The organism is Pannonibacter sp. XCT-53 (assembly GCF_009915765.1).
Classification (GTDB): Bacteria; Pseudomonadota; Alphaproteobacteria; order Rhizobiales; family Stappiaceae; genus Pannonibacter; species Pannonibacter tanglangensis.
This window is the reverse complement of sequence record NZ_JAABLQ010000001.1, coordinates 2,983,683-3,010,292: the sequence shown is the minus strand read 5'-3', so window position 1 is coordinate 3,010,292 and position 26,610 is coordinate 2,983,683. Positions and strand designations below refer to the sequence as shown.

24 protein-coding genes and 1 pseudogene are annotated in these 26,610 nt (G+C 67.3%); 13 read left to right on the top strand and 12 right to left on the bottom strand.

Annotated elements, in window-relative coordinates; translation table 11 throughout:
* Positions 1-91: 91 nt before the first annotated feature.
* Positions 92-1,219 (bottom strand): ABC transporter substrate-binding protein, encoded by a 1,128-nt coding sequence (locus GWI72_RS13360; protein WP_179956187.1) that lies wholly within the window; start codon positions 1,217-1,219, stop codon positions 92-94.
* A 119-nt stretch (positions 1,220-1,338) separates the two neighbouring features.
* Here GWI72_RS13360 and GWI72_RS13355 point away from each other — a divergent pair, with 119 nt between their 5' ends.
* Positions 1,339-2,142 carry a class I SAM-dependent methyltransferase gene (locus GWI72_RS13355; RefSeq protein WP_161708894.1) on the top strand — a complete coding sequence of 268 codons (804 nt, stop codon included), beginning with the start codon at positions 1,339-1,341 and terminating at the stop codon, positions 2,140-2,142.
* Positions 2,143-2,151: 9 nt separating this feature from the next.
* On the opposite strand, the gene GWI72_RS13350 is transcribed toward GWI72_RS13355, so the two are convergent.
* The 6 genes from GWI72_RS13350 to GWI72_RS13325 all read right to left on the bottom strand — a co-directional run bounded on the left by GWI72_RS13350 (position 2,152) and on the right by GWI72_RS13325 (position 8,669).
* The gene (locus GWI72_RS13350; RefSeq protein WP_161676681.1) at positions 2,152-3,204 is read right to left on the bottom strand and encodes a succinylglutamate desuccinylase/aspartoacylase family protein; all 1,053 of its coding nucleotides are present in this window, start codon (positions 3,202-3,204) and stop codon (positions 2,152-2,154) included.
* A 3-nt stretch (positions 3,205-3,207) separates the two neighbouring features.
* Positions 3,208-4,113 (bottom strand): 30S ribosomal protein S6--L-glutamate ligase, encoded by a 906-nt coding sequence (gene rimK, locus GWI72_RS13345; RefSeq protein ID WP_161676680.1) that lies wholly within the window; start codon positions 4,111-4,113, stop codon positions 3,208-3,210.
* A 57-nt stretch (positions 4,114-4,170) separates the two neighbouring features.
* On the bottom strand, positions 4,171-4,677 hold the full coding sequence (locus tag GWI72_RS13340; RefSeq protein ID WP_161676679.1) for an ATP-dependent zinc protease family protein: 507 nt from the start codon (positions 4,675-4,677) through the stop codon (positions 4,171-4,173).
* A gap of 62 nt (positions 4,678-4,739) precedes the next feature.
* Complete coding sequence (gene pabB, locus GWI72_RS13335; protein WP_209000109.1) at positions 4,740-6,626, bottom strand: aminodeoxychorismate synthase component I; 1,887 nt, start codon at positions 6,624-6,626, stop codon at positions 4,740-4,742.
* Between the two features lie 199 nt (positions 6,627-6,825).
* On the bottom strand, positions 6,826-7,884 hold the full coding sequence (locus GWI72_RS13330) for a Rieske 2Fe-2S domain-containing protein (RefSeq protein WP_161676677.1): 1,059 nt from the start codon (positions 7,882-7,884) through the stop codon (positions 6,826-6,828).
* Between the two features lie 140 nt (positions 7,885-8,024).
* Positions 8,025-8,669, bottom strand: a complete 645-nt coding sequence (locus GWI72_RS13325) for a hypothetical protein (RefSeq protein WP_161708891.1) — start codon at positions 8,667-8,669, stop codon at positions 8,025-8,027.
* A 410-nt stretch (positions 8,670-9,079) separates the two neighbouring features.
* Between GWI72_RS13325 and GWI72_RS13320 the strand changes: the two genes are divergently transcribed.
* The 5 genes from GWI72_RS13320 (at position 9,080) to mepA (ending at position 13,668) form a co-directional block, all read left to right on the top strand.
* Positions 9,080-9,877, top strand: coding sequence for a class II glutamine amidotransferase (locus GWI72_RS13320; RefSeq protein WP_161708890.1), 798 nt, complete (start codon positions 9,080-9,082; stop codon positions 9,875-9,877).
* Between the two features lie 32 nt (positions 9,878-9,909).
* Entirely contained in the window at positions 9,910-10,482 is a 573-nt protein-coding gene (locus GWI72_RS13315) for a helix-turn-helix domain-containing protein (protein WP_161708889.1), read from the top strand.
* A gap of 148 nt (positions 10,483-10,630) precedes the next feature.
* A complete protein-coding gene (locus GWI72_RS13310; protein WP_161708888.1) occupies positions 10,631-11,185 on the top strand; it encodes a GNAT family N-acetyltransferase in 555 nt (184 codons plus the stop codon).
* Between the two features lie 161 nt (positions 11,186-11,346).
* Entirely contained in the window at positions 11,347-12,423 is a 1,077-nt protein-coding gene (locus GWI72_RS13305; RefSeq protein WP_161676672.1) for a patatin-like phospholipase family protein, read from the top strand.
* Between the two features lie 267 nt (positions 12,424-12,690).
* A complete protein-coding gene (mepA, locus tag GWI72_RS13300; protein ID WP_179956072.1) occupies positions 12,691-13,668 on the top strand; it encodes a penicillin-insensitive murein endopeptidase in 978 nt (325 codons plus the stop codon).
* A 5-nt stretch (positions 13,669-13,673) separates the two neighbouring features.
* Here the strand turns inward: mepA and GWI72_RS13295 are convergent, their stop codons facing one another.
* Positions 13,674-14,201, bottom strand: a complete 528-nt coding sequence (locus GWI72_RS13295; protein ID WP_161676671.1) for a GNAT family N-acetyltransferase — start codon at positions 14,199-14,201, stop codon at positions 13,674-13,676.
* A gap of 168 nt (positions 14,202-14,369) precedes the next feature.
* Between GWI72_RS13295 and lepA the strand changes: the two genes are divergently transcribed.
* Positions 14,370-16,175, top strand: coding sequence for a translation elongation factor 4 (lepA, locus tag GWI72_RS13290; protein ID WP_161676670.1), 1,806 nt, complete (start codon positions 14,370-14,372; stop codon positions 16,173-16,175).
* Positions 16,176-16,281: 106 nt separating this feature from the next.
* Here the strand turns inward: lepA and GWI72_RS13285 are convergent, their stop codons facing one another.
* The gene (locus GWI72_RS13285; RefSeq protein WP_161676669.1) at positions 16,282-16,482 is read right to left on the bottom strand and encodes a cold-shock protein; all 201 of its coding nucleotides are present in this window, start codon (positions 16,480-16,482) and stop codon (positions 16,282-16,284) included.
* Between the two features lie 352 nt (positions 16,483-16,834).
* On the opposite strand from GWI72_RS13285, the gene GWI72_RS13280 reads away from it, so the two are divergent.
* Positions 16,835-17,470 carry a peroxiredoxin gene (locus tag GWI72_RS13280; protein WP_161676668.1) on the top strand — a complete coding sequence of 212 codons (636 nt, stop codon included), beginning with the start codon at positions 16,835-16,837 and terminating at the stop codon, positions 17,468-17,470.
* A 20-nt stretch (positions 17,471-17,490) separates the two neighbouring features.
* Here the strand turns inward: GWI72_RS13280 and GWI72_RS13275 are convergent, their stop codons facing one another.
* From GWI72_RS13275 to GWI72_RS13265, 3 genes are read right to left on the bottom strand one after another with little or no spacing between them, the layout of a single operon-like run.
* The gene (locus GWI72_RS13275; protein WP_161708887.1) at positions 17,491-18,357 is read right to left on the bottom strand and encodes an SDR family oxidoreductase; all 867 of its coding nucleotides are present in this window, start codon (positions 18,355-18,357) and stop codon (positions 17,491-17,493) included.
* A gap of 39 nt (positions 18,358-18,396) precedes the next feature.
* Positions 18,397-19,233 carry a TrmH family RNA methyltransferase gene (locus tag GWI72_RS13270; protein ID WP_161676666.1) on the bottom strand — a complete coding sequence of 279 codons (837 nt, stop codon included), beginning with the start codon at positions 19,231-19,233 and terminating at the stop codon, positions 18,397-18,399.
* Positions 19,230-20,198 (bottom strand): class I SAM-dependent methyltransferase, encoded by a 969-nt coding sequence (locus GWI72_RS13265; RefSeq protein WP_348272675.1) that lies wholly within the window; start codon positions 20,196-20,198, stop codon positions 19,230-19,232. The genes GWI72_RS13270 and GWI72_RS13265 overlap by 4 nt, the downstream gene beginning before the upstream one ends.
* A 221-nt stretch (positions 20,199-20,419) precedes the next feature.
* Here GWI72_RS13265 and GWI72_RS13260 point away from each other — a divergent pair, with 221 nt between their 5' ends.
* The 5 genes and pseudogenes from GWI72_RS13260 to GWI72_RS13240 all read left to right on the top strand — a co-directional run bounded on the left by GWI72_RS13260 (position 20,420) and on the right by GWI72_RS13240 (position 26,466).
* Positions 20,420-21,382, top strand: a complete 963-nt coding sequence (locus GWI72_RS13260) for a GAF domain-containing protein (RefSeq protein ID WP_161676665.1) — start codon at positions 20,420-20,422, stop codon at positions 21,380-21,382.
* Positions 21,383-21,818: 436 nt separating this feature from the next.
* Positions 21,819-22,255: pseudogene (locus GWI72_RS20185) on the top strand (SRPBCC family protein); the annotation flags it as partial.
* 343 nt (positions 22,256-22,598) lie between these two features.
* Positions 22,599-23,087, top strand: a complete 489-nt coding sequence (locus tag GWI72_RS13250) for a (2Fe-2S)-binding protein (protein ID WP_161708886.1) — start codon at positions 22,599-22,601, stop codon at positions 23,085-23,087.
* Between the two features lie 132 nt (positions 23,088-23,219).
* The gene (locus GWI72_RS13245) at positions 23,220-25,583 is read left to right on the top strand and encodes a xanthine dehydrogenase family protein molybdopterin-binding subunit (protein WP_161676662.1); all 2,364 of its coding nucleotides are present in this window, start codon (positions 23,220-23,222) and stop codon (positions 25,581-25,583) included.
* A gap of 85 nt (positions 25,584-25,668) precedes the next feature.
* On the top strand, positions 25,669-26,466 hold the full coding sequence (locus tag GWI72_RS13240) for an FAD binding domain-containing protein (RefSeq protein WP_161676661.1): 798 nt from the start codon (positions 25,669-25,671) through the stop codon (positions 26,464-26,466).
* Positions 26,467-26,610: the final 144 nt, after the last annotated feature.

Genomic DNA, 26,610 nt, shown 5'->3' with positions numbered 1-26,610 from the left:
AACAGGGCGACTGCCGCCCGCGGGATGCCGTGTGTCATTGCGTTGTCCACCTGCGCGACGGGGCCGGTGTTGCCACCGGCCCCGGATCGGGTCACTTGAGCGAGACGAAGTAGCCCGGGCGGTATTCGACCGGCAGGAAGCGCGTGTGCAGTTCCTTGAAGGTCGCATCCACGTCCACATCCTGGAACAGGTCCGGATGCAGCCACTTGGCAATCTGCTGCACGGCGATGAACTGGTACGGGCTGTTGTAGAACTGGTGCCAGATCGCATGGACGTTCTGGTCCTTGACCGCCTTGATGCCGGTGAAGGCCGGGCGCTCGGTCAGGCCCGCGAGCTTGGCCCTGGCTTTGGCGGCGTCAGCGCCCGGTCCCACGCCGACCCACTTGCCCCCCGGGACATAGAGTTCCCAGTTGGAGCCGGTGATGATCACCTGATCCGGGTTGGAGGCGATGATCTGCTCCGGGTTGACCGTGCCGAAGGTGCCGGGAATGAACTCGGCCGCCATGTTGATGCCGCCAGCCAGGTCGACCATCTTGCCGAAGTTCTCGTTGCCGAAGGACATGCAGCAATCGTCGCTGTAGCCGCCGGCGCGTTCCATGAACACGACGGGCTTCTTCAGGTCGCCGGCCTTGGCCAGACGGTCGGTCACCGTCGCCATCTGCTCCTGACGGAAGCTGACGAACTCCTCGGCGCGGGCTTCCTTGCCGAACAGCTTGCCGATGATGCGCATCGAGGCGTCGGTGTTCTGCATCGGCTTCTCGCGGAAGTCGATGTAGACCAGCGGGATGCCGACCTTGGCCAGCTTCTCGATATAGCCGGCCTCCTCTGTCGCCGACTTGGCCTCGGTGTTCATGATGATGACGTCGGGCTTCAGCGCCACGGCCTGCTCGATGTCGAACGTGCCGTCCTTCATGCCGCCGAAGGTCGGGATCGTGGCCATCTCGGGGAACTTCTCGAGATAGGCGGTGTAGCCGTCGAGATCGGCCTTCCGGAAGTCGTCGCGCCAGCCGACCACGCGGCCGAACGGCTTTTCGGTGTCCAGCGCTGCCGTAAAGTAGATCTGCCGTCCTTCGCCGAGGATGACGCGTTCGACAGGCACGGCGACTTCAACCTCGCGTCCCGTGATGTCCTTGATCTTCACGACTTCGCCTGCAACTGCAGTCTCTGCAATCAGGGCGAGCGATACCGCTGCGGCAAAAGCCACATTCTTGAACGTCAGCACTTTCGATCTCCTGTGGGAGGAATGGGGTGATCTAATTTTTTATGACTTTCGTAGTCAACTTTTTTCTTTTAGAAGGTTTCCAGTCTTTCCAATCACTTGCAGGGAAAACCAGGCAGATGGTCACGCTCGCGCATGGCGCAAACCACGGACTTCGCGAGGAAATAAAGGCCTACTGGTCCGCCCGGGCGGCCAGTTTCGACAGCCAGCCGGGGCATGAAATTTTCTCGGAGGAAGAGCGGGCAGCCTGGCACAGGTTGCTGCGCCGGCACCTGGGAGAGGGCGAGGGACGCAAGGCGCTCGACCTCGCCTGCGGCACCGCCGTTGTCTCGCATCTTCTGGATGACCTGGGCTTTCAGGTCACCGGGCTCGACTGGGCCGAGCCCATGCTGGAGCTGGCCCGGAGCAAGGCCCGCACGCGCGGCCGGTCGATCCGTTTCCTGATGGGCGACGCGGAAAACACCATGGAGCCGGATGCCAGCTACGACGTCATCACCAACCGGCATCTGGTCTGGACACTCGTCGATCCGCTCGCCGCCTTTCGCGACTGGCACCGTGTGCTGAAGCCCGGCGGCAAGCTGCTGATCGTGGACGGCGATCACGTCAACCCCGGCCTTGCGGCCCGGCTGATCAGGCGGCTCTCGGCCTTTGTCGCGCGCCTGTCAGGCGACGCAGCCGTGCAGCACGGTCCCGCCCCCGGCCAGATGGAAACCCATCTGTCCATCCTTTCGCGCGTGCATTTCTCGCAAGGCGCCCGGGCGGACGAGGTCGTGAAACTCCTGCGACAAGCCGGCTTCGACACGATCACGGTCGACACCGACATGCGGGCGATCCACAAGGCGCAGCGGTCGAATTTCAGCTTCCTGAAGGGGCTGGAGCGCGCGACCCAGCATCGCTACGCGATCTGCGCCAGCCGGAGCTGAGATCCGGCCTCAGATGATCTCGTCCTCGTCGAACAGGGTGTCGCGCTCGTGCGCCTCGCCCTCTTCGGCGACCGCCGGGCCAGCGGACGTCAGCTTGGCCACATGGAACAGCGCATCGCCCTGGTTGACCACCGGCAGATGCGAATGACCGATGATCAGCCCGTCATGCGGGCTGTGCAGCTCGAATTCCGTGTCGCCAAAGGGATCTGCAACAACCCCCAGCAGCTCGCCGGCCGAGGCGTGATGTCCCGACTGGCGCAAGGCCCGGAAGATGCCGCCTTCCGGCGCCCGGATCCAGAAGGACTTGCGCGAGTAGAGCGGCGTCTTGCCGGCCTTCAGCACGGGTTTCGGCGCCTGTCCGGGCAGCATGCCAAGCCGGTGCATGACCGCGACGATGCCCCGTTCCCCCACGCGGATCGCCTCTTCGTCAAAGCGCAGAGCCTCTCCGGCCTCATACAGCAGCACATCCACGCCCATCGCCAGCGCCGTCTCGCGCAGCGAGCCATGGCGCAGGTTCGCCTCCATCACCAGCGGCGCGCCGAAGGCATCGGCAAGCTCACGCATCCGGCCGCTGTAGCGCGCGACGCGCAGCTGCGGCAGGTTGGTGCGGTGCAGCGCGGCGGTGTGCAGGTCGATGCCGACATCGGAGCGGGCGACGATTTCCTTGCGGAACAGGTCTGCCAGCTGGGCCGCCAGCGACCCGCGCTCGGAGCCGGGGAACGAGCGGTTGAGGTCGCGCCGGTCCGGCAGATAGCGTGAATGCGAGATCAGGCCGTAGGCATTGACCACCGGAATGGCGAGCAGCGTTCCGGCAAGGCGGCCGAGCTGCGGCTTCCTGAGGATGCGGCGAATGATCTCGACGCCAAGAACCTCATCACCATGCACGACGCCGGAGATGAACAGCACCGGCCCGGGCTTCCTGCCATGCACCACCTGCACCGGCAGTGTCATCGGCGTGTGGTTCGACAGCAGGCTGAAGGGCAGGTCCACCGTGCGCCGCTCGCCGGCGGCAATCTCGAAGGGCCCGATCTTGAACGGATCGCGCCGCACGGTGTCTGTCATCTCTCAGCCCTTGCCCTTGGTCTTGGTCTGGCCCGCCTTTGCGTGCTTCTCGATAAACTCGATGATTTTCCCGGCAACGTCCACCCCCGTTGCCTTTTCAATGCCTTCGAGGCCGGGCGAGGAGTTCACTTCCATCACCACGGGACCGTGGTTGGAGCGCAGCATGTCGACGCCGGCCACGTTCAGCCCGAGCGCCTTGGCGGCCCGGATCGCGGTCGAACGCTCCTCCGGGGTGATCTTGATGGCCTCGGCCGAGCCGCCCCGATGCAGGTTGGAACGGAACTCGCCGATGCCGCCCGTGCGGCGCATCGAGGCGACAACCTTGCCGCCGATCACCAGCGCGCGGATGTCGGAGGAGCCGGCCTCCTTGATGTACTCCTGCACCAGGATGTTCACGTTGGCGCCGCGGAAGGCCTCGACCACCGACTTCGCCGAGGACATGGTCTCGCCGAGCACCACACCGATCCCTTGCGTTCCCTCCACCAGCTTGATGATCGCCGGGGCGCCGCCCACGAGCTTGATCACTTCCTCCGCCTGCTTCGGATCGTAGGCAAAGGCCGTCACCGGTAGGCCGATGCCCTCGCGCGCCAGGATCTGCAGTGCGCGCAGCTTGTCGCGCGAGCGGCCGATGGCGACCGATTCATTGAGTGGATAGACACCCATCATCTCGAACTGGCGCAGCACGGCGAGGCCATAATAGGTCACCGAAGCGCCGATGCGCGGAATGACCGCGTCATGGCCGGTGACCCGCTCGCCGTTGTAGATCACCGAGGGCCGGTGGGACGTGATGTCCATGTAGCAGCGCAAGGTGTTGTAGATCGTGAGCGTATGCCCCCGTGCCTCGGCCGCCTCCACCAGGCGCTTGTGCGAATAGAGGCCCGGGTTTCGGGCAAGCATGGCAAGGCGCATGGCAGGTCACTCTCCAGCGAGGAAGCAGCGCCAATATCCCAAATCCGCATCCGTCCGCTAGCGGGATTTTTGTGAAGGTTTTCTGACCCTTCGTCCGGCGAGGAAGCTTCGTGAGGGATCAATGATGAGCCGGCTGTGCATTGCCGAGCGGCCCACAAGCATTGGCAGCTTCATGTCCGAGCGATCCGTCAGTGTCAGCTCGATCTGCCACTGTAATCCGGCAAAGGACAGAGTCGTGTGGATAGTCAGCCTCTGCTCGGCGTGACCGGACGAGGACTTCACCCGACGCAGGTCCAGAAGCGGCGCGGTGTGGCGCAGCAGCCCGCCGGCATCCGGCGCATCCGTGTCGAGGTCGAAGTTCACATGCGCGCGCCCGTCGATCTCGATCACCTGCGCCCGGGGCACGTGCAGCGCCGAGGAGCGCGCACCGGTGTCGAACTTGGCCATGAGCCGCGGCACGCCGAGATCCGGCAGGCTCACCCATTCCTTCCAGCCCACCACCAGCTTGCCGTCCAGCTCGGTCGGCGTTGCGCTGCTGCGGGAAGGGGTCGGATCGGTGGACATGCTCACCCGGGGGCTCCTGTCTGCGTCGGACGCACCGCCGATAGGCGCAATTGCCGGCCCGGTCAAACGGAATCGACCAGCCGCACCCGGATCAGGCCGCGCACGGAATTGCCGACATAGACCGGATCACCCGTCGTCAGATCGGCCCGCGTCAGGTCGGCTTCTGCCGCAATCCGCCTCTCCAGCAGCGCCGCGCGCAGCGTGCCCGGCAGCACCCCGTGGCGCAGCGCCGGCGTCAGCAGCCGCCCGTTCCAGGCCACGAACAGCGTCGTGAAACTGCCCTCGGTGAGGAACCCGTCCGTGTTCTCGAACAGCACTTCCCGAAGACCCGGCTTCGTCGCCACCATCCGGTTGCGCGTGCCGTCGTAGATCTCCCGGTTGGTGGTCTTGTGATAGTAGAAGCGGTCGCTTGCGTCGGTCCGGACATCCGCCAGGCACACGTCCCAGACCTCGCCCGGGGCAACGGCCTGCATCGGCGCATGGGTGATCTGGTGGCTGCCGTCGCTGGCCAGTTCCAGCCGCACCCGCGTCAGCCCGGCAAAGCCTGCTGCCACGCCCTGCAGCGCCGCCTCCACGGCGGCAAGATCGCAGGTGAAGCCGAAATAGGCGGCCGACCCGGCCAGCCGGTCGAGATGCCGCTCCAGGAGCAGATAGCCCTCGTCCGGGCTCCAGCCGAGCGTCTCGATCAGCCCGAAGGCCGGTGGCTCGGCGGCGGTCAGGAACTTCAGCTTGAGCAGGCACTCGTCATATTCGGGCGCGGCACCGGAATCGAACACCACCCCGGACCCGACGCCGGCCTCGCCCAGTCCGGTGTCGCGCAGCACCAGCGTGCGGATCGCCACGTTGAAGCGGAAGTCGCCCGCAGGCGTCACATGGCCGATGGAGCCCGTGTAGATCCCGCGCGGCCCGGTCTCCTCGGCCTTGATGATCTGCATTGCCGAGAGTTTCGGCGCTCCGGTGATCGAGCCGCAGGGGAACAGGTTGGCGATGATCTCGCTAAGCCCAACGCCGTCCTCCAGCTCGCCCTCGACGCCCGTCACCATCTGGTGCAGGCTCCTGTAGCGCTCGACCGCGAACACGTCATGCACGCTCACCGAGCCGGGCTTGCAGACGCGCGACAGGTCGTTGCGCATCAGGTCGGCGATCATCACGTTCTCGGCCCGCTGCTTCGGGTCACCGGCCAGCGCCGCGGCAATCGCCGCATCCTCGCTGCCGTCGCGCCCGCGCGGGGCGGTGCCCTTCATCGGCCGGGTGCGCAGCCTCTGGCCTTCCCGCTCCAGGAACAGTTCCGGCGACAGCGACAGGATCGCCCGGTCCTCCAGCTGCAGGAACGCCCCGTGCGCCACCGGCTGGCGCCGGATCAGCCGCGCAAACTGCGCCGCCGCCGGGCCCTGGTGGCGGAAGCGGGCCCGCATGGTCAGGTTGGCCTGATAGATGTCCCCCACCGCCAGATGGTGCTGCACGGCTGCGAAAGCCTGCGCATAGCGGGCCCGGTCCATGTCGTAAGTGAAGCTGTCGATGGTGGCATGCGCCAGATCATTGGCCCTGTCATTGGCCAGTCCGCCTGCCCCCTCGCCGGGCTGACCGGCGGCCTGTCCCAGCAGGTCGTCCAGCGCCTCCAGCGTCAGGATCTGCGGAGCGTCATAGACGCCGAACCAGGCCAGCGGCTCGCCAGTGTCCTGCCAGCTTGCCGCCAGCTTCGGCTCGAAGGCAAAGCCGAACTCATAGGCAAGGAACCCGGCCAGATGCGCGCCCGCAGCCCGCTCGGCCTCCAGCCTGGCGAGGAAGTCCTGCGACTCCCTGACGTGCCGGCATGCCAGGCTGCGCCGTGGCCGCGTGAACAGCAGCGCCCGCTTCCGCGTCAGCGCATCCACCAGGATCACCGTTCCGGGTCGAAGCGCCGGCGGTGTCGCGGTCTGGGGAAGGGAGTGGGTCAGCGTATCGGCCAAGGGTCTCGTGCATCCGGTTGGAACGGTCGGCCCAGACATAAGGCGCTGCCGGTCGGGGCCAAGGACTGCCCCGCTGTTTACACCGCTGCCGGCGGGCGTCAACGCGTCTTCCCGGCGCTCGGTCGCCCCGATCCGCCGTCGGCATGGTGCAGGGGCTGGTCCGGCACGCCAGGCCAGATCCGCGAGCAGGACTGGCGTGTCAGCTCATCCAGCGCAGGACCCGGGCGCGGACCGGGTTCTGGAACGCGCGACCCTCAGCCTGCGAATCCGCCCATTCCCGCTTCAGCTGCATCCACCAGCGGCCCTGCGTGTCCGCGTCGTTGATCAGCATCAGCCTCGGATTGTACTCCAGTCCCTCGCGCTGCTGGATCACCACGCGCCGGTCCTGGCCGAGGAAGGTGTTCATGAGATGCCGCACCAGCGGCTTGAACGGCCGGATCCAGCCCATGCTGGCCCAGAACATCTGCCGGACCTCGGTCTCGTCCTCCGTCACCGGGGTGATGGTGGTGAGGCCGACGACGGAATGCCGGGAGCCCTTGATGTGTTCGATGCGCAAGCCGGGCAGGGCATAGCGGATTTCGGTGGTCACGTCGTCGCCCAGCAGCCGGTAGGCAATGTTCTGCGGCGGCAGCTTGTGGCGCACCATGGCCCAGCCAAGCTCCGAGGGCTCGAATTCCTTGCGCTTCGGGCGCAGCTTCGTGGCGTTCTTCTTGAACCACCATGAGGTGTGCACGAAGGCGGCGTGGGTCGGATCCATCAGGCCGAGTGCGGCATGGTCCACGGAACAGACGAAGGGCTGCATGATGTGCACGGCCGGACCCGTGTCGGCGGCAAAGTCTGGCAGCATCGGCGGACGCGGCTGGCGGCCCTCGTCGGGGCGTTCGCCGGCGGCGGAGAAATAGATCCACACCAGGCCCTGCTGCTCGATCGCCGGATAGGCACCGCAGGTGATCTTGGAATAGTCGATCACCTGATCCTCATGGGTGGAGGGGATGTCGACACAGACGCCTTCGGTGTTGAAGCGCCAGCCGTGATAGCAGCACTGCACCGTCTCGCCGTCGAAGGTGCCGTGGCGCAGCGGGATGCCGCGGTGCGGACAGATGTCGCGCAGCGCGAAGATCCGGCCCGCCTTGTCGCGGCCGATCAGCACCATGTCGCCCATCAGCTTGCGGCCGGTCATGGCGCCAGGCTTGATCTCCGACCCCAGGCAGGCGACGTACCAGAGCCCGCGCAAGAGTTCCGCCTTCAACTTGTCCACGCAGTGTTCTCCAGGACTGGCATGAGGATGGCCGATGCCGTCCGGCGCGCGTTGCGGCCGGTTGCTGCGGATTTAGCCCGTCAGGCGGGGGCGCTCAAGGGGGCAGTCCCTCCGGGTGAACCCGGAGGCGGGGCAATGCCTCAGGCGAAGCCGGAAATCAGGTTGCCGAGCTGCTTGTCGGTGCCGGCGTAAAGCGAGGACACGGACGCGCTCTGATAGCTGGAGGACACGCTGTTGCCGCTCACTTCGACGGTCATCGCGCTGGCGGAACGGGACGTCAGGCCGGTCTGGCTGTTGTAGGAGACCCGGTCGAAGGAGACGAAGGACGCGGAGATCTTCTGTCCGCCGATCTCGCCCTCGATGACGGTTTCGGTGATCGTCGCGCTTTCGTAGGCCGCCGAGGCGCCGCTGGCCCCGTCCTCCCCGAGCGCGCCGCGGATCTTGTCGGCCGTCTGCAGGTAATCCTCGATGGTGGCGAGCTTGCCGGAGCCGTCGTCCTCGTCGGTCTTCTCGCTCTTGCCCTTCTCGACCGCCTCCTGCAGCGCCGCGATCACCACCGCATCTTCCTCTGCCTTCTTGGCGGCAAGGTCGAGGATGTTGGCAGCCGGTGCTGCCGGCGCAGCGCCCCTGTCCAGAGCGCCCCTGTCCTGTGCGCCCCTGTCCAGCGCGCCCTTGCCCGTCGCGCCCGCGTCCAGCGCCCCGCCCGCCAGCTGTCCCGAAAGCGGGCCGGACTGGGCTGCAAAGAGGCTGGCGGTGGTCGTCTTGGACTGGATGGAGAGCTGCATGGGAGGGCTCCACGTCCCGCTTGCGCACCGGCTGGGGCAAATCTGGGCAGGTTCACCCTTGCCCGAATTGGTTAAGATCCCGTTAACCCTTGCCCCGCCGCGCGACAGGCGGTGACCGGGCGATGACCGGGCGGTGACGGGGGCGGTGGCCGGGCCGCGGCCGGAATGCCGGCAGTTCGCGCGCCCGGGTGTGGCCCTTCACGCGTCCACTGCGTCGCGGCGGCCGTTGCAGCTTGGGAAAAGTATCGAAGCGTTAACGATGTGATGGGACAGTTTCCGGGTATGATCCGGGATTGGCCGTGAAAACCGGATTCCATCCCATCCCGCTGTCCTTAATCTCGCCGGGATTGGAAGGATCTTTCGTCTGGAGCCTTCCGGAGGCAAGTGTCTGTCGCAGGTCTGAGTGTTCCATGTGCCGTCTGGCTGCCTATCTCGGGACTGAAATCCCGCTCGAAAACATCATCGCCAAGCCGAAGCACTCCCTGCTGGTGCAGAGCCTCGACGCGCAGGAGGCCAAGCTTCGCGTCAATGGGGACGGCTTCGGGATTGCCTGGTACGGCCACCAGACCGAGCCGGGCCTGTTCAAGGACGTCCTGCCGGCCTGGGCGGACACCAACCTGCAGAGCATCTGCCGTCTGGTGAAGGCAAGGCTGTTCTTGGCCCATGTCCGCGCCGCCACGACGGGCGCCACGTCGCGGGACAATTGCCATCCCTTCTCCTGCGGCCGCTGGGCCTTCATGCACAACGGCAACATCGGCGACTTCTGCCGCATCCGCCGCGAGATGGAGATGCTGGTGTCCGAGGACTACTACGCCTGTCGCAAGGGCACGACCGACAGCGAGCTGTTCTTCCTCCTCATGCTGACCAACGGGCTCGATGTGGATCCGCAGGCTGCCCTGCACCGCACCCTGTCCCAGGTCATCGACATCGCCCGTCGCCGCACCACGGGCGAGAAGCCGATCCGTCTCACCTGCGTCTTTACCGAGGGGACCCGGATCTTTGCCTTCCGTTTCGCCGATGACGCCCAGGCCCCGACACTCTACCTGTCGGAATGCCTCGACCACGGCGGCCGCGCCTTTGCCTCCGAGCCGCTGGAAGGGGCCTGCGCCCGCTGGCGTCCCGTGGAGCCCGACCGGCTCTACGTGCTCTCCTGCGAGGGCGCCGAGGTGCATCCCCTGAAGCTTGAGCAGCCCGTGTTTGCCGCTTGACGTTTTTCCATATCTGGGATTTATTCTCGGATATGGAAAACAAGGCATCGTCCGAGACGGCTCTCGACCACCAGATCGCCCAACGTCTGCGCCAGCTCCGCCAGGACCGTGGCTGGTCGCTCGACGAGCTGGCCCGCCAGAGTGGCGTCAGCCGCGCCACCCTGTCCCGGCTCGAGAATGCCGAGGTCAGCCCGACCGCACAGGTCCTCTCCCGCCTCTGCACGGCTCATGGCCTCACCCTGTCCCGGTTGATGCAGCTGGTCGAGGACGAGGTCGCAGCGCTCGTGTCGCGATCCTCCCAGTCCCTGTGGACCGATCCGGACAGCGGCTATCAGCGCCGGATCGTGTCTCCGCCCGCTCCGGCGCTGGCCGGCGAAGTGCTGGAGGCAAGCCTCCCGCCCGGAACGCGCATCGCCTATGACGCCCCGCCGCGTCCCGGTCTTGAGCATCACCTGGTGCTGCTGGACGGTGCGCTGTCGGTGACCGTCGACGGGCGGACCCATCCGCTCCGCCCCGGCGACTGCCTGCGCTTCCAGCTCCGGGGCCCAAACGCCTACGAGACCCCGCCGGACGCCGGCGCCCGTTACCTCTTGTTTCTCGTCTGAGCCGGTCAGCCCGGACCCGGGCCCGGGTCCCTGGTGCCGCATCCGGGCCTGACCCTGCTTGCCCGCCAGTGCCGGTCCCGACTTGCCGGTCCCGACTTGCCTGCTCCCTGCCTGCTCCCTGTCTCCCCTTGCCTGAAGGATCCTGCCCATGCCGCACCCCGCTGCAACCACCAATGCCGACGTGACCCTTGTCCAGCTGACGGAGGCGACCTTCGAGGACCATGTCGTGGGCCTCGCCGAGGTGCTGACCGCCTGTGTCGCGGACGGCGCCAGCGTGAGCTTCGTCGATCCCTTCGGCGTTGCCGACGCCTTGCGCTTCTGGCGCGGCAAGGTCTTCCCCGGCGTGGCGAGCGGCGAGGTCGACCTGCTCGTGGGTCTCTGCGCGGGCGAGGTCGCCGGTACGGTCCAGCTCGCCTGCGACACCCCGGCCAACCAGCCCCAGCGGGCGGATGTGCGCAAGCTGCTCGTGCATCCGCGGTTTCGCCGGCGTGGCCTTGCCCGCCGGCTCATGCAGGCGGTCGAGCTCCAGGCCCGCGCCCGCAACCGCACGCTCCTGACCCTCGACACCCGCACCGGTGATGCGGGCGAGCAGCTCTATCTCGATCTCGGCTACCAGGTGCTCGGGCGCATCCCGGCCTATGCGCTCGACCCGCGTCAGCAGCGGTTCGAGGATTGCACCTTTCTCTACAAGCGCCTGGCCTGACCGGCCTCCCGCCCCTGCAGGCCGGTCGCGGCGCGGGCCGTTTGCCAATCCCTAACCCTGTTCGCAGGTTCCTGCCGCCGAGGCTTGTGCCTGCCATGCCCTCGTCTCATTCCTGAAGGATGGTGCGGCCCCTTGGGCGGGGGCGATGCAGGAGGCAGGGCATGGCAACGGCAAAGCGGTTCATTCTCTCCATCGACGGCGGCGGCATGCGCGGGTTGATCCCGCTCCGGGTGCTGGAGGCGCTGGAAGGGCGTCTGGCACGGCTGGGCGTCGAGCTGCCCATGCACCGGGTCTTCGACCTGATGTGCGGCAGTTCCTCGGGCGGGCTGATCGTTGCCGGCCTGGCCGCACCCAAGGCGACCGGCGGCCACGGCGAGGCCGCCGCGACAGTCGCCGAACTGCGCCGTTTCTTCGAGGAAGAGGCCCGTGCGCTGTTCACCCACAGCCTGCGCAAGCGCCTCTCCCGGTTTGTCACCAATCCGTTCGGCGTGTTCGACGAGCGCTACGACGGCCGTCTGCTCGACCAGCTGCTGAAGGACCGCTTCGGCTGGACCTCCCTGCAGAGCGCGCTGACCCATCTCGTCGTCACCGGCTACGACATCGAGCATCGCCGGCCCCTGCTGATGGGGACGGCCCCGGCCGATGGGGGCGCCCGTCCCGACGATTACTATATCTGGCAGGCGGTCCGGGCGGCCCTCGCCGCGCCCTCCTTCTTCGAGCCGGCGCGCATCGACAACCTCTCGCTCGGTCGCCAGGAGGCGGTGATCGACGGCAGTGTGGTCCACGCCGACCCGGTGCTTGTGGCCTATGCCGAGGCGCGCAAGCTCGGCTTTGCCCCGCGTGACATCGTCATCGTCTCGCTTGGCGTCGGCCGGGCACCCGACCGGGCGATCAATCCGCAGGCGGCCGAGAACTGGGGCGCGCATGGCTGGATGCTGCCCTCCAACGGTGCGCCGATCTGGTCTGTCCTGACCAGCGCCCAGGCCCAGGGCGTCGCCGATGCGGCGGCCCTGCTGTTCACCGAGATGGACGGACCGAGCTACATCCGCATCGACGGTCTCGTGCCGGCCGAGGCGGAGGACTGGGACAACGCCCGGCCCGGCAACCTGCTGCTGCTTAACGGCGCAGCCGATCGCATCATCCGCGACCACACGCTGGTGCTCGACCGTCTGGCCGCCGTCATCGCGGCCGCACTCTCGGCTCCCGAAGCTGACCGGGTTGCACCCGCCGCTGCCTGAGGCAGCGGCAAACCTGACATGTGCGCTGCCTGAGGCAGCGGCAAACCTGACCTGGGCGCTGCCTGAGGCAGCGGCAAACCTGACATGTGCGCTGCCTGAGGCGGCGGCAGATCTCAGCCAGAGGCCGCCCGAGGCGGTGCGCCTTGCCCGGTGGCTGCTTGACCGCGGCGCGTGCATGATTAAGGAAACCTAAACGCCTGCGGCGCAGGATTCGGACCGGGAGCAACCCCGACCGGCCGGTGCCGCTGCCGCGTGGAGACCTTGATCATGACCGCCGCCCGCCTCCGCCGCCTTCCGTCGACCGCCGCGCCGTGCCGGGCCGGCCGTCTTGCCCCCAGTGCCGCGCTCGCCGTCGCCATCGCCGCCGCCATCACCGCCAGCAGTGCCGCCATGGCCTCGTCCAGCCTGCAGCCCGACGCCGCGGCCAAGGACTATTTCGGATCCATGCAGGAGCCCGCGCCGCTCGCCGCCCGGGCCATCGGCTCCTATGCGCGTGGCTGTCTGGCGGGGGCCAATGCCCTGCCGATCAACGGGCCGTCGTGGCAGGTGATGCGCCTGTCGCGCAACCGCAACTGGGGCCATCCGGATCTCATAGCCTATCTGCAGGATCTCGCCCGCGCCTCGCCCGGTGTCGGCTGGAACGGCCTGCTGGTCGGCGACCTCGCCCAGCCGCGTGGCGGACCGATGACCTCCGGCCATTCCAGCCACCAGATCGGTCTGGATGCCGACATCTGGCTGACGCCGATGCCGAACCGCGTCCTGACGGCCGACGAGCGGGAGACCATGTCCGCGATCTCGATGGTCAAGCAGCCGCAGGACCGGGCCGGCGTCGACCGCAGCGTCGATCCCGCCCGCTGGACCGACACGCATGCCGCGCTCATCCGGGTGGCCGCGCGGGACAAGCGCGTTGCCCGCATCTTCGTCAATCCGGCGATCAAGAAGGCCCTGTGCGCGTTCGAGACCGGCGACCGGGCCTGGCTGAACAAGGTCCGGCCCTGGTGGGGGCATGACTACCATTTCCATGTCCGCATCGCCTGCCCGGCCGGCAGCATCGGCTGCTCCGATCAGGACCCGCCGCCGCCGGGCGACGGCTGCGGCGCCGATCTCGCCTGGTGGCTGTCGGATGAACCCTGGGTGCCCAAGCTCGATCCGGTCACGGGCAAGCCGCCCCCGGTGGAGAAGAAGCGGCCGATGGCCCTCTCGGCCTTGCCGAAGGACTGCACCAGCGTGCTCACCGCACGCTGAAGCGGTCAGACGGCCGTTCCGGCGGCTGGCGCAGGGGCCGCGTCCAGGATCAGGGTCATCAGCACGAGATCAAGCCAGCGGCCAAACTTGAAGCCCACCTGCGGCAGGCGCCCGGTCGTCTCGAACCCCAGCCGCGCGTGCAGGGCGATCGAGGTCGCATTCTCGGCATCGATCGCGCCGACCAGCACATGCACGCCGGACGCCTTCGCCTCGTCGATGAGCCGCTGCAGCAGCGCCTTGCCGACGCCCTGGCCCTGCGCAGCGTCCGTGACATAGACGGAATGCTCCATGGTCAGCCGGTAGCCCTCCTTGGCGCGGAACGGACCATAGCTGCCGTACCCGAGGATCGTTCCGGCAGTATCCACGGCCACGATCACCGGCAGGCCCGCCCCGGTCCGGCCATGGAACCAGGCCTGACGCTCGGCCAGTGTTTCCTGCTTGTCCGTCCAGATCGCGGCAAGCCGCCGGACGGCATCATTGTGAATGTCGAGAAGGGCGGGGACGTCATCGGCTGTGGCGGGTCGAAGAAGCATGGCGGCATCCTGTGAGGTCGTGTCCGCATTCCGCCTAGCCTGTTTGCCCGGTGCTGGGAATACGCCAGGTGCCGCGGTCGCCAGTTCGTCCGCAAAAGCTCAAATTCTCCGCGTCTTCGCTCCGCAATCCCCTTTGCGCAGATCGAAGGGAGTGGTAAACGCTCGACCATGACGAGCCAGCCCATTTCCAATATTCGCAACTTCTCCATCGTGGCCCATATCGACCACGGCAAGTCCACCCTCGCCGACCGTCTGATCCAGATGACGGGCACGATGACGGACCGGGAGATGACCGATCAGGTTCTCGACTCGATGGACATCGAGCGCGAACGCGGCATCACGATCAAGGCGCAGACCGTGCGTCTGATCTATGCGGCCAAGGACGGCAAGCAGTACACGCTGAACCTCATCGACACGCCGGGTCACGTGGACTTCGCCTACGAGGTCTCGCGCTCGCTGGCCGCCTGCGAAGGCTCGCTGCTGGTGGTCGACGCCAGCCAGGGCGTGGAAGCGCAGACGCTGGCCAACGTCTACCAGGCGATCGACAACAACCACGAGATCGTCACGGTCCTCAACAAGATCGACCTGCCCGCCGCCGAACCGGACCGGGTCAAGGAACAGATCGAGGAAGTGATCGGCATCGATGCCTCGGAGGCCGTGATGATCTCGGCCAAGACCGGCCTTGGCATCGAGGACGTGCTGGAAGCGATCGTGCACAAGCTGCCTGCGCCGAAGGGCGACCGCGACGCGCCGCTGAAGGCCATGCTGGTCGACAGCTGGTACGACGCCTATCTCGGCGTGATGGTGCTCGTGCGCATCATCGACGGCACGCTGAAGCGCGGCCAGCGCGTGCGCATGATGGGCACCAACGCGGCCTATGAAGTGGACCGCATCGGCGTCATGACGCCGAAGTTCATGCCCATCGACGAGCTTGGGCCCGGCGAGATCGGCGTGCTCACCGCCTCGATCAAGGAAGTGGCCGACACCCGCGTCGGTGACACGATCACCGACGAGCGCAAGCCCTGCGACGCGGCCCTGCCGGGCTTCAAGCCGGCCCAGCCGGTGGTGTTCTGCGGCCTGTTCCCGGTGGATGCGGCCGAGTTCGAGGATCTGCGCGCCGCTGTCGGCAAGCTGCGCCTCAACGACGCCAGCTTCTCCTTCGAGATGGAGACCTCGGCGGCACTCGGCTTCGGCTTCCGCTGCGGCTTCCTTGGCCTGCTGCATCTGGAGATCATCCAGGAACGCCTGTCGCGCGAGTTCGATCTGGACCTCATCGCCACCGCCCCGTCGGTGGTCTACCAGATGACCCTCACCGACGGCACCGAGATCGACCTGCACAATCCGGCCGACATGCCGGACGTGGTCAAGATCAAGGAGATCCGCGAGCCGTGGATCCGCGCCAACATCATGACGCCGGACGAGTATCTCGGCTCGATCCTCAAGCTGTGCCAGGACCGGCGCGGCGTGCAGGTGGATCTGGCCTATGTCGGCTCGCGCGCCATGGTCACCTATGACCTGCCGCTGAACGAGGTCGTCTTCGACTTCTATGACCGGCTCAAGTCGATCTCCAAGGGCTATGCCTCGTTCGACTACAATCTCTCGGACTACCGCGAAGGCGACCTCGTCAAGATGTCGATCCTCGTCAACGAGGAGCCGGTCGACGCGCTCTCCGTGCTGGTTCACCGCTCCCAGGCGGAGCGTCGCGGCCGTGCCATGTGCGAGAAGCTGAAGGACCTGATCCCGCGGCACATGTTCAAGATCCCGATCCAGGCCGCCATCGGCGCCCGCGTGATCGCCCGCGAGACCCTTGCCGCCCTGCGCAAGGACGTGACCGCCAAGTGCTACGGCGGCGACGCCACCCGCAAGCGCAAGCTTCTGGAAAAGCAGAAGGAAGGCAAGAAGCGGATGCGTCAGTTCGGCAAGGTCGAGATCCCGCAGGAAGCCTTCATCAAGGCCCTGAAGATGGACGAGTGATCCGGCACGGCCGGGACAGGACATCGGACAACAAAAAAGGGCGGAGTGATCCGCCCTTCGTCGTTTGCGGCTGCGGCCGGTCCGGCGCGCCGCGGGGGGAGGGGGCTCAGAGCACCTTCACATGCTCGGCGAGATGGCGCCCGGCGCGATACGCCAGATCGAAGGCGACCAGCTGGCCCTCCTTCAGCGTCTCGATCCCGGACCGGCGCAGGCTGTCGATCTCGACCAGCACATCGTCGCCTTCCTGCGGTTCGATCGCACCGACACCGCGGTGCATGTCGAACCATTTTACGTTTCCATGATCCATGGACTTACTTCCGTTAATACTCACTACGTCTAGAACACCGGCCGTATAACCGGATTTTGAAACGTCTTGATGACAGTTTTGATTGAAACGGCAGCACGTTTTGCCTGATGAGGCTTGTGCCTACCTTACGCGAGTGTCCCATCCTTATGGTAAACGGATGGTAAACCGTTTGCAGTTTGCCATCGCGCCACAGCCCATACGGGATGCGGCAAACCCGCGCATCCTCAAGGTGGTGTCTGTCGCCGCGCTTTTCAAGAGGCAATCGGGGATCGGCCTGTGCTAAGCACCTGGCGGCCTGTCCGCAGGTCCCTGCGCCCGCCGGCATCTCCGCCGCATCCTGGAGGTTTTTCCCATGTCCGCCCTTCTGCTTGGCGATCTTGCCCCCGATTTTGAAGTCGACACCACATCCGGTCCGCTGCGCTTCCACGAGGCGATCGACGGCCACTGGGCCGTGCTGTTTTCCCATCCGAAGGATTTCACGCCGGTCTGCACGACCGAGCTTGGCATGACCGCCAGACTGAAGGATGAATTCGACAAGCGCGGCGTCAAGGTTTTCGGCGTGTCGGTCGATCCGATCGAGGATCACCACGCCTGGATCGGCGACATCGCGGAGACCCAGGGCGTTGCCCTCAACTTCCCGCTGATCGCCGACCCTGCGCGCACGGTCGCGAGCCTCTATGGCATGATCCATCCGAACGCCAGCGACACCTTCACGGTCCGCTCGCTGTTCGTCATCGGCCCGGACAAGAAGATCAAGCTGAAGATCGAATACCCGGCCTCCACGGGCCGCAACTTCGACGAGGTGCTGCGTGTCATCGACTCGCTGCAGCTCACCGCCAAGCACCAGGTCGCGACCCCGGCCAACTGGACCTCGGGCGATGACGTCATCATCGTTCCGTCGCTGAACGACGAAGCGGCGAAGGCAAAGTTTCCCGATGGCTGGAAGACGCTGAAGCCCTACCTGCGCCTGGTGCCCCAGCCGAAGTGAAGCCCTGGCCGGCCGGCGGATCAGTCCGCCTCGCCGGCCGCCTTCAGCGCCGCGAGCGCGACCCGGTAGTTCGGGAACTGGAACCGGTAGCCCAGTTCCTCCTTCACGCGCGCGTTCGCGACGCGCTTGTTCTCGCCGTAGAACGAGCGCGCCATGGGCGACAGCTCCGCGGTGGCGAAGTCCTGCTCCGGCGGCGGCGTCACGCCCATCAGTTCGGCCGCATGGGTGACCACGTCCTGCGGCGGGCAGGGCTCGTCGTCGGTGACGTTGAAGATGCGCGTGCGTGGCCGGGCCATCGAGGCTTCCAGTGCGCCGGCGATGTCGGCGACATGGATGCGGTTGAACACCTGCCCCGGCTTGATCAGCCGTTTCGCCGTGCCCTTCTTGAGGTTCTCGAAGGCGTTGCGCCCGGGGCCGTAGATGCCTGACAGGCGGAAGATCTGCACCGGCAGGTCCGCTTCCCGGCCGAAGGCAAGCCAGGCGTTCTCCGCCTCGACGCGCTGCACCGAGCGCGTCGACACCGGCTTGCACGGGGTCTCCTCGTCGACCCAGGCCCCGTCGTGGTCGCCATAGACGCCGACGGTCGACAGATAGCCGATCCACTCGGGCCGGCCGGCGGCGATGTCGCGGCCATGGTGCACGAGCGCCGGATCGCCGGCCTCGTCCGGCCCGATCGACAACAGCACATGGGTGGCGCTTGCCAGCGCGGCGGCAATGCCGGCGCCCGGCGCGGTGCCGTCAAACAGGAAAGGCTCGACGCCCATGGCCCGCAACCGCTCGGCCTTGTCCTGCGACCGCGTCGTGCCGCCAATCCACTCGAACCGGGGCTTCACCCGTTCGATGAAGGCGCGGGACGAAAACCCGACGCCGAAGACGAAAAGACGCATGCCAAGGCTCCTGCTGCGAAAGTCTGATCACTGACCCCGTTATAGGGCGAGATGCTTGCGGCGGATTTCATAAAGCGCAATGCCCGTGGCGACAGCGAGATTGAGGCTGTCGGCCTGCCCGGCCTGCGGGATGCGCACCAGCGTCTTGCAGGCAGCGGCGAGGTCTGCTGACAGGCCCTGCTGCTCGTTGCCCATCACCAGCAGCGCCGGCTCGGTGTAGTCGACGGTCCGGTAGTCGACCGAGCCTTCCAGATGCGTCGCCACCACGGTGCCCGGCCAGCGGGTGACGAAGGCCTTGAAGGCCTCCGGGCTCGTCTTGACCAGCGGCACATGGAACAGCGAGCCCATGGTCGCGCGCACCGCTTCCACCGCGAAGGGATCGGTGCAGTCACCGATGAGGATGACGCCCGACGCGCCCACGGCATCGGCGGTCCGGATGATCGTGCCGAGGTTGCCGGGATCCCGCACCCGGTCGAGGGCGATCCAGACGGTCGATGCGCGCGGATCGATGGCCTCGAGCGGCGTCATCTGCTGCTCGTAGACGCCGACCACCATCTGCGGATTGTCCTTGCGCGTGATCGCCTCGAGGATCGGCGTGTTGACCTCGAGGATCAGCGCCCCGCGTGCCTTGGCCGTAGCGGCGGCTTTCTGCGCCACCGGGTTGTCGCGCGCCTCTGGACCGATGGCGAGATAGCGCACCGTCCAGCCGGCGGCGAGCGCGTCGGTGGCCAGCTTCAGCCCCTCGGCCACGAACAGGCCGGTCTGGGTCCGGTGCTTGCGCAGCGCCACCAGGCCCTTGATGTCCTTGATGATCGGGTTGGAGTGGCTGGTGATCTGCTTCACCGCGCCGGCGCGCGGACGGGAGGTTTCGCTCATGCGCCGCTCCAGCGGGAAAAGAGGGAGGTGGAGAGGGCGCGCGGGCCGTTCTCCTCGCGGATGACCAGTTCGCCCGATTCCAGCAGGCCGCCCTGCCTGGACAGCGTCTCGGCCATCAGCTCATGCACGGACAGGAACGAGGCGCGGATGGCATAGGCGGTCAGGATCATGAACAGCGCGTTGGGCGACAGCAGCTGGCGCAGCATGTCCAGCATCTCGGGCAAGTTCACGAACAGGTCCCACACCTCGCCCTTCGGGCCGCGGCCATACTTCGGCGGATCAAGGATGATGCCGTCATAGGTGCTGCCGCGGCGCACTTCCCGGGCCACGAACTTGCTCGCGTCCTCGAGGATCCAGCGGATCGGCAGATCGTTCAGGCCCGAGAGGTCCTGGTTTTCGCGGGCATAGGCAATGGCCTTCTTGGAGGCATCGACATGGGTCACCTGCGCCCCGGCCGCGGCCGGAAGCAACGAGGCAAGGCCGGTGTAGCCGAACAGGTTGAGCACCTTGACCGGACGGTCCGGCTCGGCGGCCTTGGCCGCACGCACCTGGTCCATCACCCAGTCCCAGTGCGGAGCCTGTTCGGGGAACACGCCGACATGGCGGAAGGACATGAAGCGGCCTAGGTAGCGCGCCGGCCCATAGGCCATTTCCCAGGTCTCGGGCACGCTGCCGGCAAACTTCCAGCGGCCGGGGCCTTCCTCGTCCACGTCGCCGGTGAAGACCGCGTCGGCCCGCTCCCAGACGGCCGGCTTCAGGCGCGGTGTTCCCATCGCCTGCGGCTCCGGGCGCACCACGGTGAAACGGCCATAGCGTTCCAGCTTCTGGCCGCGGCCCATGTCGAGCAGCGCGTAGTCCTTCCAGCCCCGTGTCTCCAGGACCAGCGGCCAGCGCTGCAGGGGAGGCGTGCCGGGCTTCGGCAGGGGGCAGGATGGGGAAACGGCGGAAGCCGGCGTGTCTGGCACGGTGCGACCTTTTCAATCGACGGAGGAAACCTGAAGGACAGCCATTAGGACGGGCCGCCGCGCCGGTCAATCGGCCGACCGCGTTTCCGCTGTCCACGCGCTTGTGAATGGCATCTTCGTGCGGACATGCGAAAGGTTTTGACAATCCCGACCGGATTTGTTCGCCTAGCATATAAGGCGAGAGAAGCGGGGGACAAACCCTGCGTCGGGAGGAGAGGCGCATGCTTGGCAGTCCATCACGTGGACGCAGCCACGCCGAACGCGTGGCCGAGGCGGTCAACAGCAAGGTCTGTGCAGCGACATCGGGAATAGCAGCCTCCTGGCGGCGCTCGATGGTCTACCATGGTCTTGATCCGGCCAGCCGCCGGTCGGCGCACCGCGTCGAGGAGGCTTCGCTGCGCCAGGCCCGGGAGCGCTCGGAGGCGCTGATCCGCGTCGCCCTGCCCACACTCGAGCGGCTCTACACCACGCTCGGCACCACCGGCTGCTCCGTGGTGCTCACCGATGCCGACGGCCTGATCCTCGAAGGCCGCCGCGCCGCCGGCGATGCGCGGGACTTCGACAGCTGGGGCCTGACCGCCGGTGCGGTCTGGAGCGAGGCGATGGAAGGCACCAACGGCATCGGCACCTGTGCGGCCGAGCGCCGGCCGGTTGTCATCCACCAGGACCAGCATTTCCGCGCCGACAACACCTCGATGAGCTGCATGGGGGCGCCGATCTTCGATCCGCATGGCCAGATGGCCGGCGTGCTCGATCTCTCCAGCTGCCGCCGTGATCTCGAGCTGCCCTTTGCCCAGATGCTCGGGCTGATCGTTGCCGAAGGCGCAAGGGCGGTCGAGAGCGACCTGTTCCGCGCCGCCTATGCCGGCTGTCGCATCGTCGTTGCCGACGGCCACGGTGCCGCCGGCGTTTCGCTGCTGGCGCTCGATGCCGACGACATCATCGTCGGTGCGACCCGGCACGCCCGCCGCGCTCTCGACCTGACGGATGCCGTTCTGTCCAGCGCGCCTGCGGCGGCACCCTATCTGGGAGAACGCGAGGGCGAGGGGCGCGGATCCGACCGCGCCGCCCTGCGCCGGGCGCTTGCCCGGGCCCGGGGCAACGTGTCGGCCGCCGCCCGCGATCTCGGCATCAGCCGGGCCACCATGTATCGCAAGATGGCCGCGCTGGGCGTCGAGGGCTGACCCGGCCGGCGCGGGCGCCCGATCGGGTTGCGACCCTGGTCCCAGTCTTGGCCAAGTCTGCTCCCAGTCTGGGCGCAGTCTGGGGCCAGTCAGAGGCTCTGTCTCACGGGTGAGACATAAGGCCGTCATGCTGCGGCATGCGGGCGTTGCGCCTGCAGGCCGTTGCGGCACAGTCTGGCTCGTCGGATCTGGTGTGAGGGCAGGAGGAGGCCCGCGGCAGTCAGGCGAGGGACGCAGTCCGGCTCCGGATCGGAGGGAGCCGACCGCCCGTCATCAGGCTTGTCAGACGCATCAGGCTTCGACAATCTGGCGGTGATCCACCGCCGTCGCACACGCCTGCGGCGATCGTCTCTGTCCGGCCCGGCCGGAGAAACGATCCTTCGGCCTGTGCGTGCCCCGGTCGTGCCGGGGCCAAACGAGGGAGGCCGAGCACGCCATGGACATGTCGGGCGAATACCGCATTCCGGCGCCACGCAACGATGTGTGGAACGCCCTCAACGATCCCGAGGTGCTGAAGGCCTGCATTCCCGGCTGCGAAAGCCTCGAGATGACCTCGCCGACAGAGATGACGGCGGCCGTCACCTCGAAGATCGGTCCGGTCAAGGCCCGCTTCACCGGGGTCGTCACCCTCGAGAACATGAACCCGCCCGAGAGCTACACGATTTCGGGCGAAGGCAAGGGCGGCGTGGCCGGCTTTGCCAAGGGGGGGCGGATGTGCGTCTGGTCGAGGACGGCGACGGCACGATCCTGACCTACACGGCCCGGGCCCAGGTCGGCGGCAAGCTCGCGCAGCTCGGCAGCCGGCTGATTGATTCCACCGCCCGAAAGATGGCCGACGACTTCTTCGGCAAGTTCTCAGAACTCGTTGCCGGCGCCTCTGCCGCGGCCCGCTCCAGGGTCGAGGAGAACGACGATCCGGATTTCGCCGTGCTGCAGGAGGCCGGCACCCTGGCCATGACCCGGGCGGGCGAGGCGGTCGTGCATGCGGCCTCGGATGTCGAGCAGCGCATCGAGAAGGCGGTGGTCGATGCCGAGGAGAAGGTGGAGGTCGCTGCGGCGAAAGGAAGTTTCGGAGGCCCCGTGATGTGGGGCCTTCTCGCGCTGGCGGCGGTGATTGCCCTGCTCGCCCTGGGCAGCTGACCGGCGCAAGCTGATGACGGACAATCCTGCCCGGCGGCGACGCGATCCGCACGGGCAGACGTGAGGGAGGAACATGATGGCAAGAGTGACCATGACCGTGAACGGCAAGAAGGTCTCGGCGGATGTCGAGCACCGGACCCTGCTCGTTCACTACCTGCGCGAGGCGCAGGGCCTGACCGGCACCCATGTCGGGTGCGACACGTCGCAATGCGGCGCCTGCGTGGTGCATGTGAACGGCAAGGCAGTGAAGTCCTGCACCATGCTCGCGGCCCAGGCCGACGGTGCCACGGTGACGACGATCGAGGGGCTGGCCAACGGTCCGGAGCTGCACCCGGTACAGGCCGCCTTCCGCGAGCACCATGGCCTGCAGTGCGGCTTCTGCACCCCCGGCATGATCATGGCCGCCGTCGACATGATCCAGCGCCATGGCGCCAATCTGGACGAGGCGACCATCCGCCACGAGCTGGAAGGCAACATCTGCCGCTGCACCGGCTACCACAACATCGTCAAGGCCATCAAGGCAGCGGCCGACCAGATGGCCGGCCTGCGCACGGCGGCCGAGTAACGCGGACGATCCGCCCGGTCCGCGCACCGCGCGGGCCCGTGACTTCAGAGCCGGAAGGTCGGACCAGCGCCGTGAGGAGGCGGCCCCGACCGGACCGGATCGGCACAAGATGTTGCCTGAGGGAGACCATCCATGGGAGTTCAAGGCATCGGGGCTCGCGCCCTGCGCAAGGAAGACAAGCGCTTCATCACCGGCAAGGGCCGGTACACGGATGACATGACCGCGCCGCGCATGACCTATGCGGCCTTCGTCCGCTCGCCGCATGCCCATGCCCGCGTCACCGGCATCGACGCCAGCGCCGCGCTGGAGATGCCGGGCGTCGAGGCCGTGCTCACCGGCGAGCAGATCGTGGGTGACGGCGTCGGCAACCTGATCTGCGGCTGGATGATCCATTCGCGGGATGGCTCGCCGATGAAGATGGGCGCCTGGCGTGCGCTCGAGCCGGAGACCGTGCGCTATGCCGGCCAGGCCGTGGCCGTGGTCATTGCCGAGACCCAGGGCCAGGCGCGCGATGCCGCGGAGGCGGTGGTCGTGTCCTACGAGGAGTTGCCGGTCGTCGTCGATCCGGTCGCGGCGCTGCAGCCGGGCGCGCCGCAGCTGCACCCGGAGGCCCCGGGCAACCTGATCTATGACTGGGTCATCGGCGACGAGGCGGCCACCAACGCTGCCTTTGCCAGGGCAGCCCATGTCACCAGGCTCGACATCACCAACAACCGTCTGGTGCCCAACCCGATGGAACCGCGTGCGGCGCTGGCTGACTATGACGCGGCCGAGGAGCACTTCACGCTCCACACCACCTCGCAGAACCCGCATGTGGCCCGCCTCGTGCTGTCGGCCTTCTACAACATCGCGCCCGAGCACAAGCTGCGCGTCATCGCCCCGGACGTGGGCGGCGGCTTCGGATCCAAGATCTACATCTACCCGGAAGAGATGGTCTGCCTGTGGGCCTCCAAGCGGGTCGGCCGTCCGGTGAAGTGGGTCTGTGACCGCACCGAGGCCTTCCTCACCGACGCCCATGGCCGTGACCACCGCTCCGAGGCCGAGCTGGCGCTGGACGCCAACCACCGGATCATCGGCCTGCGCGTCAACACGGTGGCGAACCTCGGCGCCTACATGTCGCTGTTCTCGTCGTCCGTGCCGACCTATCTCTACGCCACCCTGCTGTCGGGCCAGTACGACATCCCGTCGATCTTCTGCAACGTGAAGGCGGTCTACACCAACACCACGCCGGTTGATGCCTATCGCGGTGCCGGCCGTCCGGAGGCGACCTACCTGATCGAGCGCATCATGGAGACGGCGGCACGCGAGGTCGGGCTCGACCCGGCCGAGTTCCGCCGTCGCAACTTCATCCGCTCCTTCCCGCACCAGACCCCGGTGATCATGTGCTATGACGCCGGCGACTATGATGCGACGCTGGATGCGGCCCTGAAGGCGGTCGATTACGCCGGCTTCCCGGCCCGCAAGGCCGAGGCTGCCCGCCGGGGCAAGCTGCGCGGCATCGGCTTCTCCTGCTACATCGAGGCCTGCGGCATCGCGCCGTCGGCGGCGGTGGGCTCGCTGGGGGCCGGCGTCGGTCTCTGGGAATCGGCCGAGGTGCGCGTCAATCCGGTTGGCACCATCGAGGTCCTGACCGGCTCGCACAGCCATGGCCAGGGTCACGAGACCACCTTCGCCCAGCTGGTGGCGGACCGCTTCGGTGTCGACACCGACACCGTCTCGATCGTCCACGGCGATACCGACAAGGTGCAGTTCGGCATGGGCACCTACGGCTCGCGCTCCGGCGCGGTCGGCATGTCGGCCATCGTCAAGGCCCTCGACAAGGTCGAGGCCAAGGCCAAGAAGATCGCCGCCCATCTGATGGAGGCGGCCGAAGGGGACGTCGTGTTCGAGGGCGGTCAGCTGAAGGTGGCCGGCACCGACAAGGCGCTGCCGTTCTTCCAGGTGGCGCTCGCCGCCTACACGGCCCACAACCTGCCGGCCGGCATGGAGCCGGGCCTCAAGGAAGGCGCCTTCTACGATCCGTCCAACTTCACCTTCCCGGCCGGGACCTATGTCTGCGAGGTCGAGGTCGATCCGGAAACCGGCAAGACCGAGATCATCAACTTCGTCGCGGCTGACGACTTCGGCAAGATCATCAACCCGATGATCGTCGAGGGCCAGGTGCACGGTGGCCTCACCCAGGGCATCGGCCAGGCGCTGCTCGAAAACGCGGCCTATGACGAGGGCGGCCAGCTGCTGACGGGCTCCTTCATGGACTACGCCATGCCGCGTGCCGACGACGTACCGTCCTACACGCTGATGACGACGGAGACCATCTGCCCGGGCAACCCGCTCGGCATGAAGGGCTGCGGCGAGGCCGGGGCCATCGGGTCGCCGCCTGCGGTCATCAACGCCATCACCGACGCACTCGGCATCCGTGACCTCGCCATGCCCGCCACGCCCGAGCGGGTGTGGCAGGCGATCCAGGCCAACCGCCGCGCGATGGCGGCCGAGTGATCCGAGACGGGGACCGGGGCGCCGCCAGGGTGGCGGTGCCCGGTCCCTGCGTCCTTCACGCTTTCCTTCAGGGAGCACCAACACGATGTACGAGACCACCTATCACCGCGCCGCGACGGTCGCCGAGGCCGCCAGCCTCATGGCGGGGGCGGACGACGGCAAGTATCTGGCCGGGGGCCAGACCCTGATCCCGACCATGAAGCAGCGCCTCGCTGCGCCAAGCGATGTCATCGACCTCGGCCAGGTGGCCGAGATGCAGGGCATCTCCGAGACCGGTGGCCACCTGCGTATCGGGGCAGGGACCAGGCATGCCGACGTGGCAGCCTCCGCGCTGGTCCAGCGGCTGATCCCCGGCCTTGCCCGGCTTGCCGGTGGCATCGGCGATCCGCATGTGCGCCACATGGGCACCATCGGTGGCTCCGTTGCCAACAATGACCCGGCGGCAGACTATCCGTCGGCCGTTCTGGCCCTGGGGGCCACGATCCACACCAACCGCCGCGAGATCGCTGCCGACGACTATTTCACCGGGATGTTCGACACCGCCCTGGAGGAACACGAGATCATCACGGCGATCAGCTTCCCGGTGCCGGAGAAGTCGGCCTATGCCAAGTATCCGAACCCGGCCTCGCGCTATGCCATGGCTGGCGTCTTCGTCGCCCGCTTCAAGGATGGTTCCGTCCGCGTCGCGGCCACCGGAGCCGGCCAGAACGGCGTCTTCCGCGTCGAGGCCATGGAGCGCGCACTGGCGGCCAACTGGTCGGCCGACGCGGTGGCCGGCATCTCCGTCGATGCCGGCGAGATGCTCTCCGACATCCATGGTTCGGCCGAGTATCGCGCCAATCTGGTGACGGTGATGGCCAAGCGGGCGGTTGCTGCCGCCTGAACCGGCTGTCTGACGTGAACGCCTGATCCGGCTCACCGAGCCGATCGCATCGGACGACCGACCCCGATGACAGGCGCAGGCCCGGGTCCCGCTCGCGCAGGCCCGGGCCTTTTTTCTGTCCGGATCTCGTCGGGGACGGCCCCC

Coding starts and splice junctions, on each gene's coding strand:
- GWI72_RS13355 (WP_161708894.1), top strand. CDS start 1,339: ATGGTCACGCTCGCGCATGGCGCAAACCACGGACTTCGCGAGGAAATA.
- GWI72_RS13350 (WP_161676681.1), bottom strand. CDS start 3,204: ATGACAGACACCGTGCGGCGCGATCCGTTCAAGATCGGGCCCTTCGAG.
- rimK (WP_161676680.1), bottom strand. CDS start 4,113: ATGCGCCTTGCCATGCTTGCCCGAAACCCGGGCCTCTATTCGCACAAG.
- GWI72_RS13340 (WP_161676679.1), bottom strand. CDS start 4,677: ATGTCCACCGATCCGACCCCTTCCCGCAGCAGCGCAACGCCGACCGAG.
- GWI72_RS13325 (WP_161708891.1), bottom strand. CDS start 8,669: ATGCAGCTCTCCATCCAGTCCAAGACGACCACCGCCAGCCTCTTTGCA.
- GWI72_RS13320 (WP_161708890.1), top strand. CDS start 9,080: ATGTGCCGTCTGGCTGCCTATCTCGGGACTGAAATCCCGCTCGAAAAC.
- GWI72_RS13315 (WP_161708889.1), top strand. CDS start 9,910: ATGGAAAACAAGGCATCGTCCGAGACGGCTCTCGACCACCAGATCGCC.
- GWI72_RS13310 (WP_161708888.1), top strand. CDS start 10,631: ATGCCGCACCCCGCTGCAACCACCAATGCCGACGTGACCCTTGTCCAG.
- GWI72_RS13305 (WP_161676672.1), top strand. CDS start 11,347: ATGGCAACGGCAAAGCGGTTCATTCTCTCCATCGACGGCGGCGGCATG.
- mepA (WP_179956072.1), top strand. CDS start 12,691: ATGACCGCCGCCCGCCTCCGCCGCCTTCCGTCGACCGCCGCGCCGTGC.
- GWI72_RS13295 (WP_161676671.1), bottom strand. CDS start 14,201: ATGCTTCTTCGACCCGCCACAGCCGATGACGTCCCCGCCCTTCTCGAC.
- lepA (WP_161676670.1), top strand. CDS start 14,370: ATGACGAGCCAGCCCATTTCCAATATTCGCAACTTCTCCATCGTGGCC.
- GWI72_RS13285 (WP_161676669.1), bottom strand. CDS start 16,482: ATGGATCATGGAAACGTAAAATGGTTCGACATGCACCGCGGTGTCGGT.
- GWI72_RS13280 (WP_161676668.1), top strand. CDS start 16,835: ATGTCCGCCCTTCTGCTTGGCGATCTTGCCCCCGATTTTGAAGTCGAC.
- GWI72_RS13275 (WP_161708887.1), bottom strand. CDS start 18,357: ATGCGTCTTTTCGTCTTCGGCGTCGGGTTTTCGTCCCGCGCCTTCATC.
- GWI72_RS13270 (WP_161676666.1), bottom strand. CDS start 19,233: ATGAGCGAAACCTCCCGTCCGCGCGCCGGCGCGGTGAAGCAGATCACC.
- GWI72_RS13260 (WP_161676665.1), top strand. CDS start 20,420: ATGCTTGGCAGTCCATCACGTGGACGCAGCCACGCCGAACGCGTGGCC.
- GWI72_RS13250 (WP_161708886.1), top strand. CDS start 22,599: ATGGCAAGAGTGACCATGACCGTGAACGGCAAGAAGGTCTCGGCGGAT.
- GWI72_RS13245 (WP_161676662.1), top strand. CDS start 23,220: ATGGGAGTTCAAGGCATCGGGGCTCGCGCCCTGCGCAAGGAAGACAAG.
- GWI72_RS13240 (WP_161676661.1), top strand. CDS start 25,669: ATGTACGAGACCACCTATCACCGCGCCGCGACGGTCGCCGAGGCCGCC.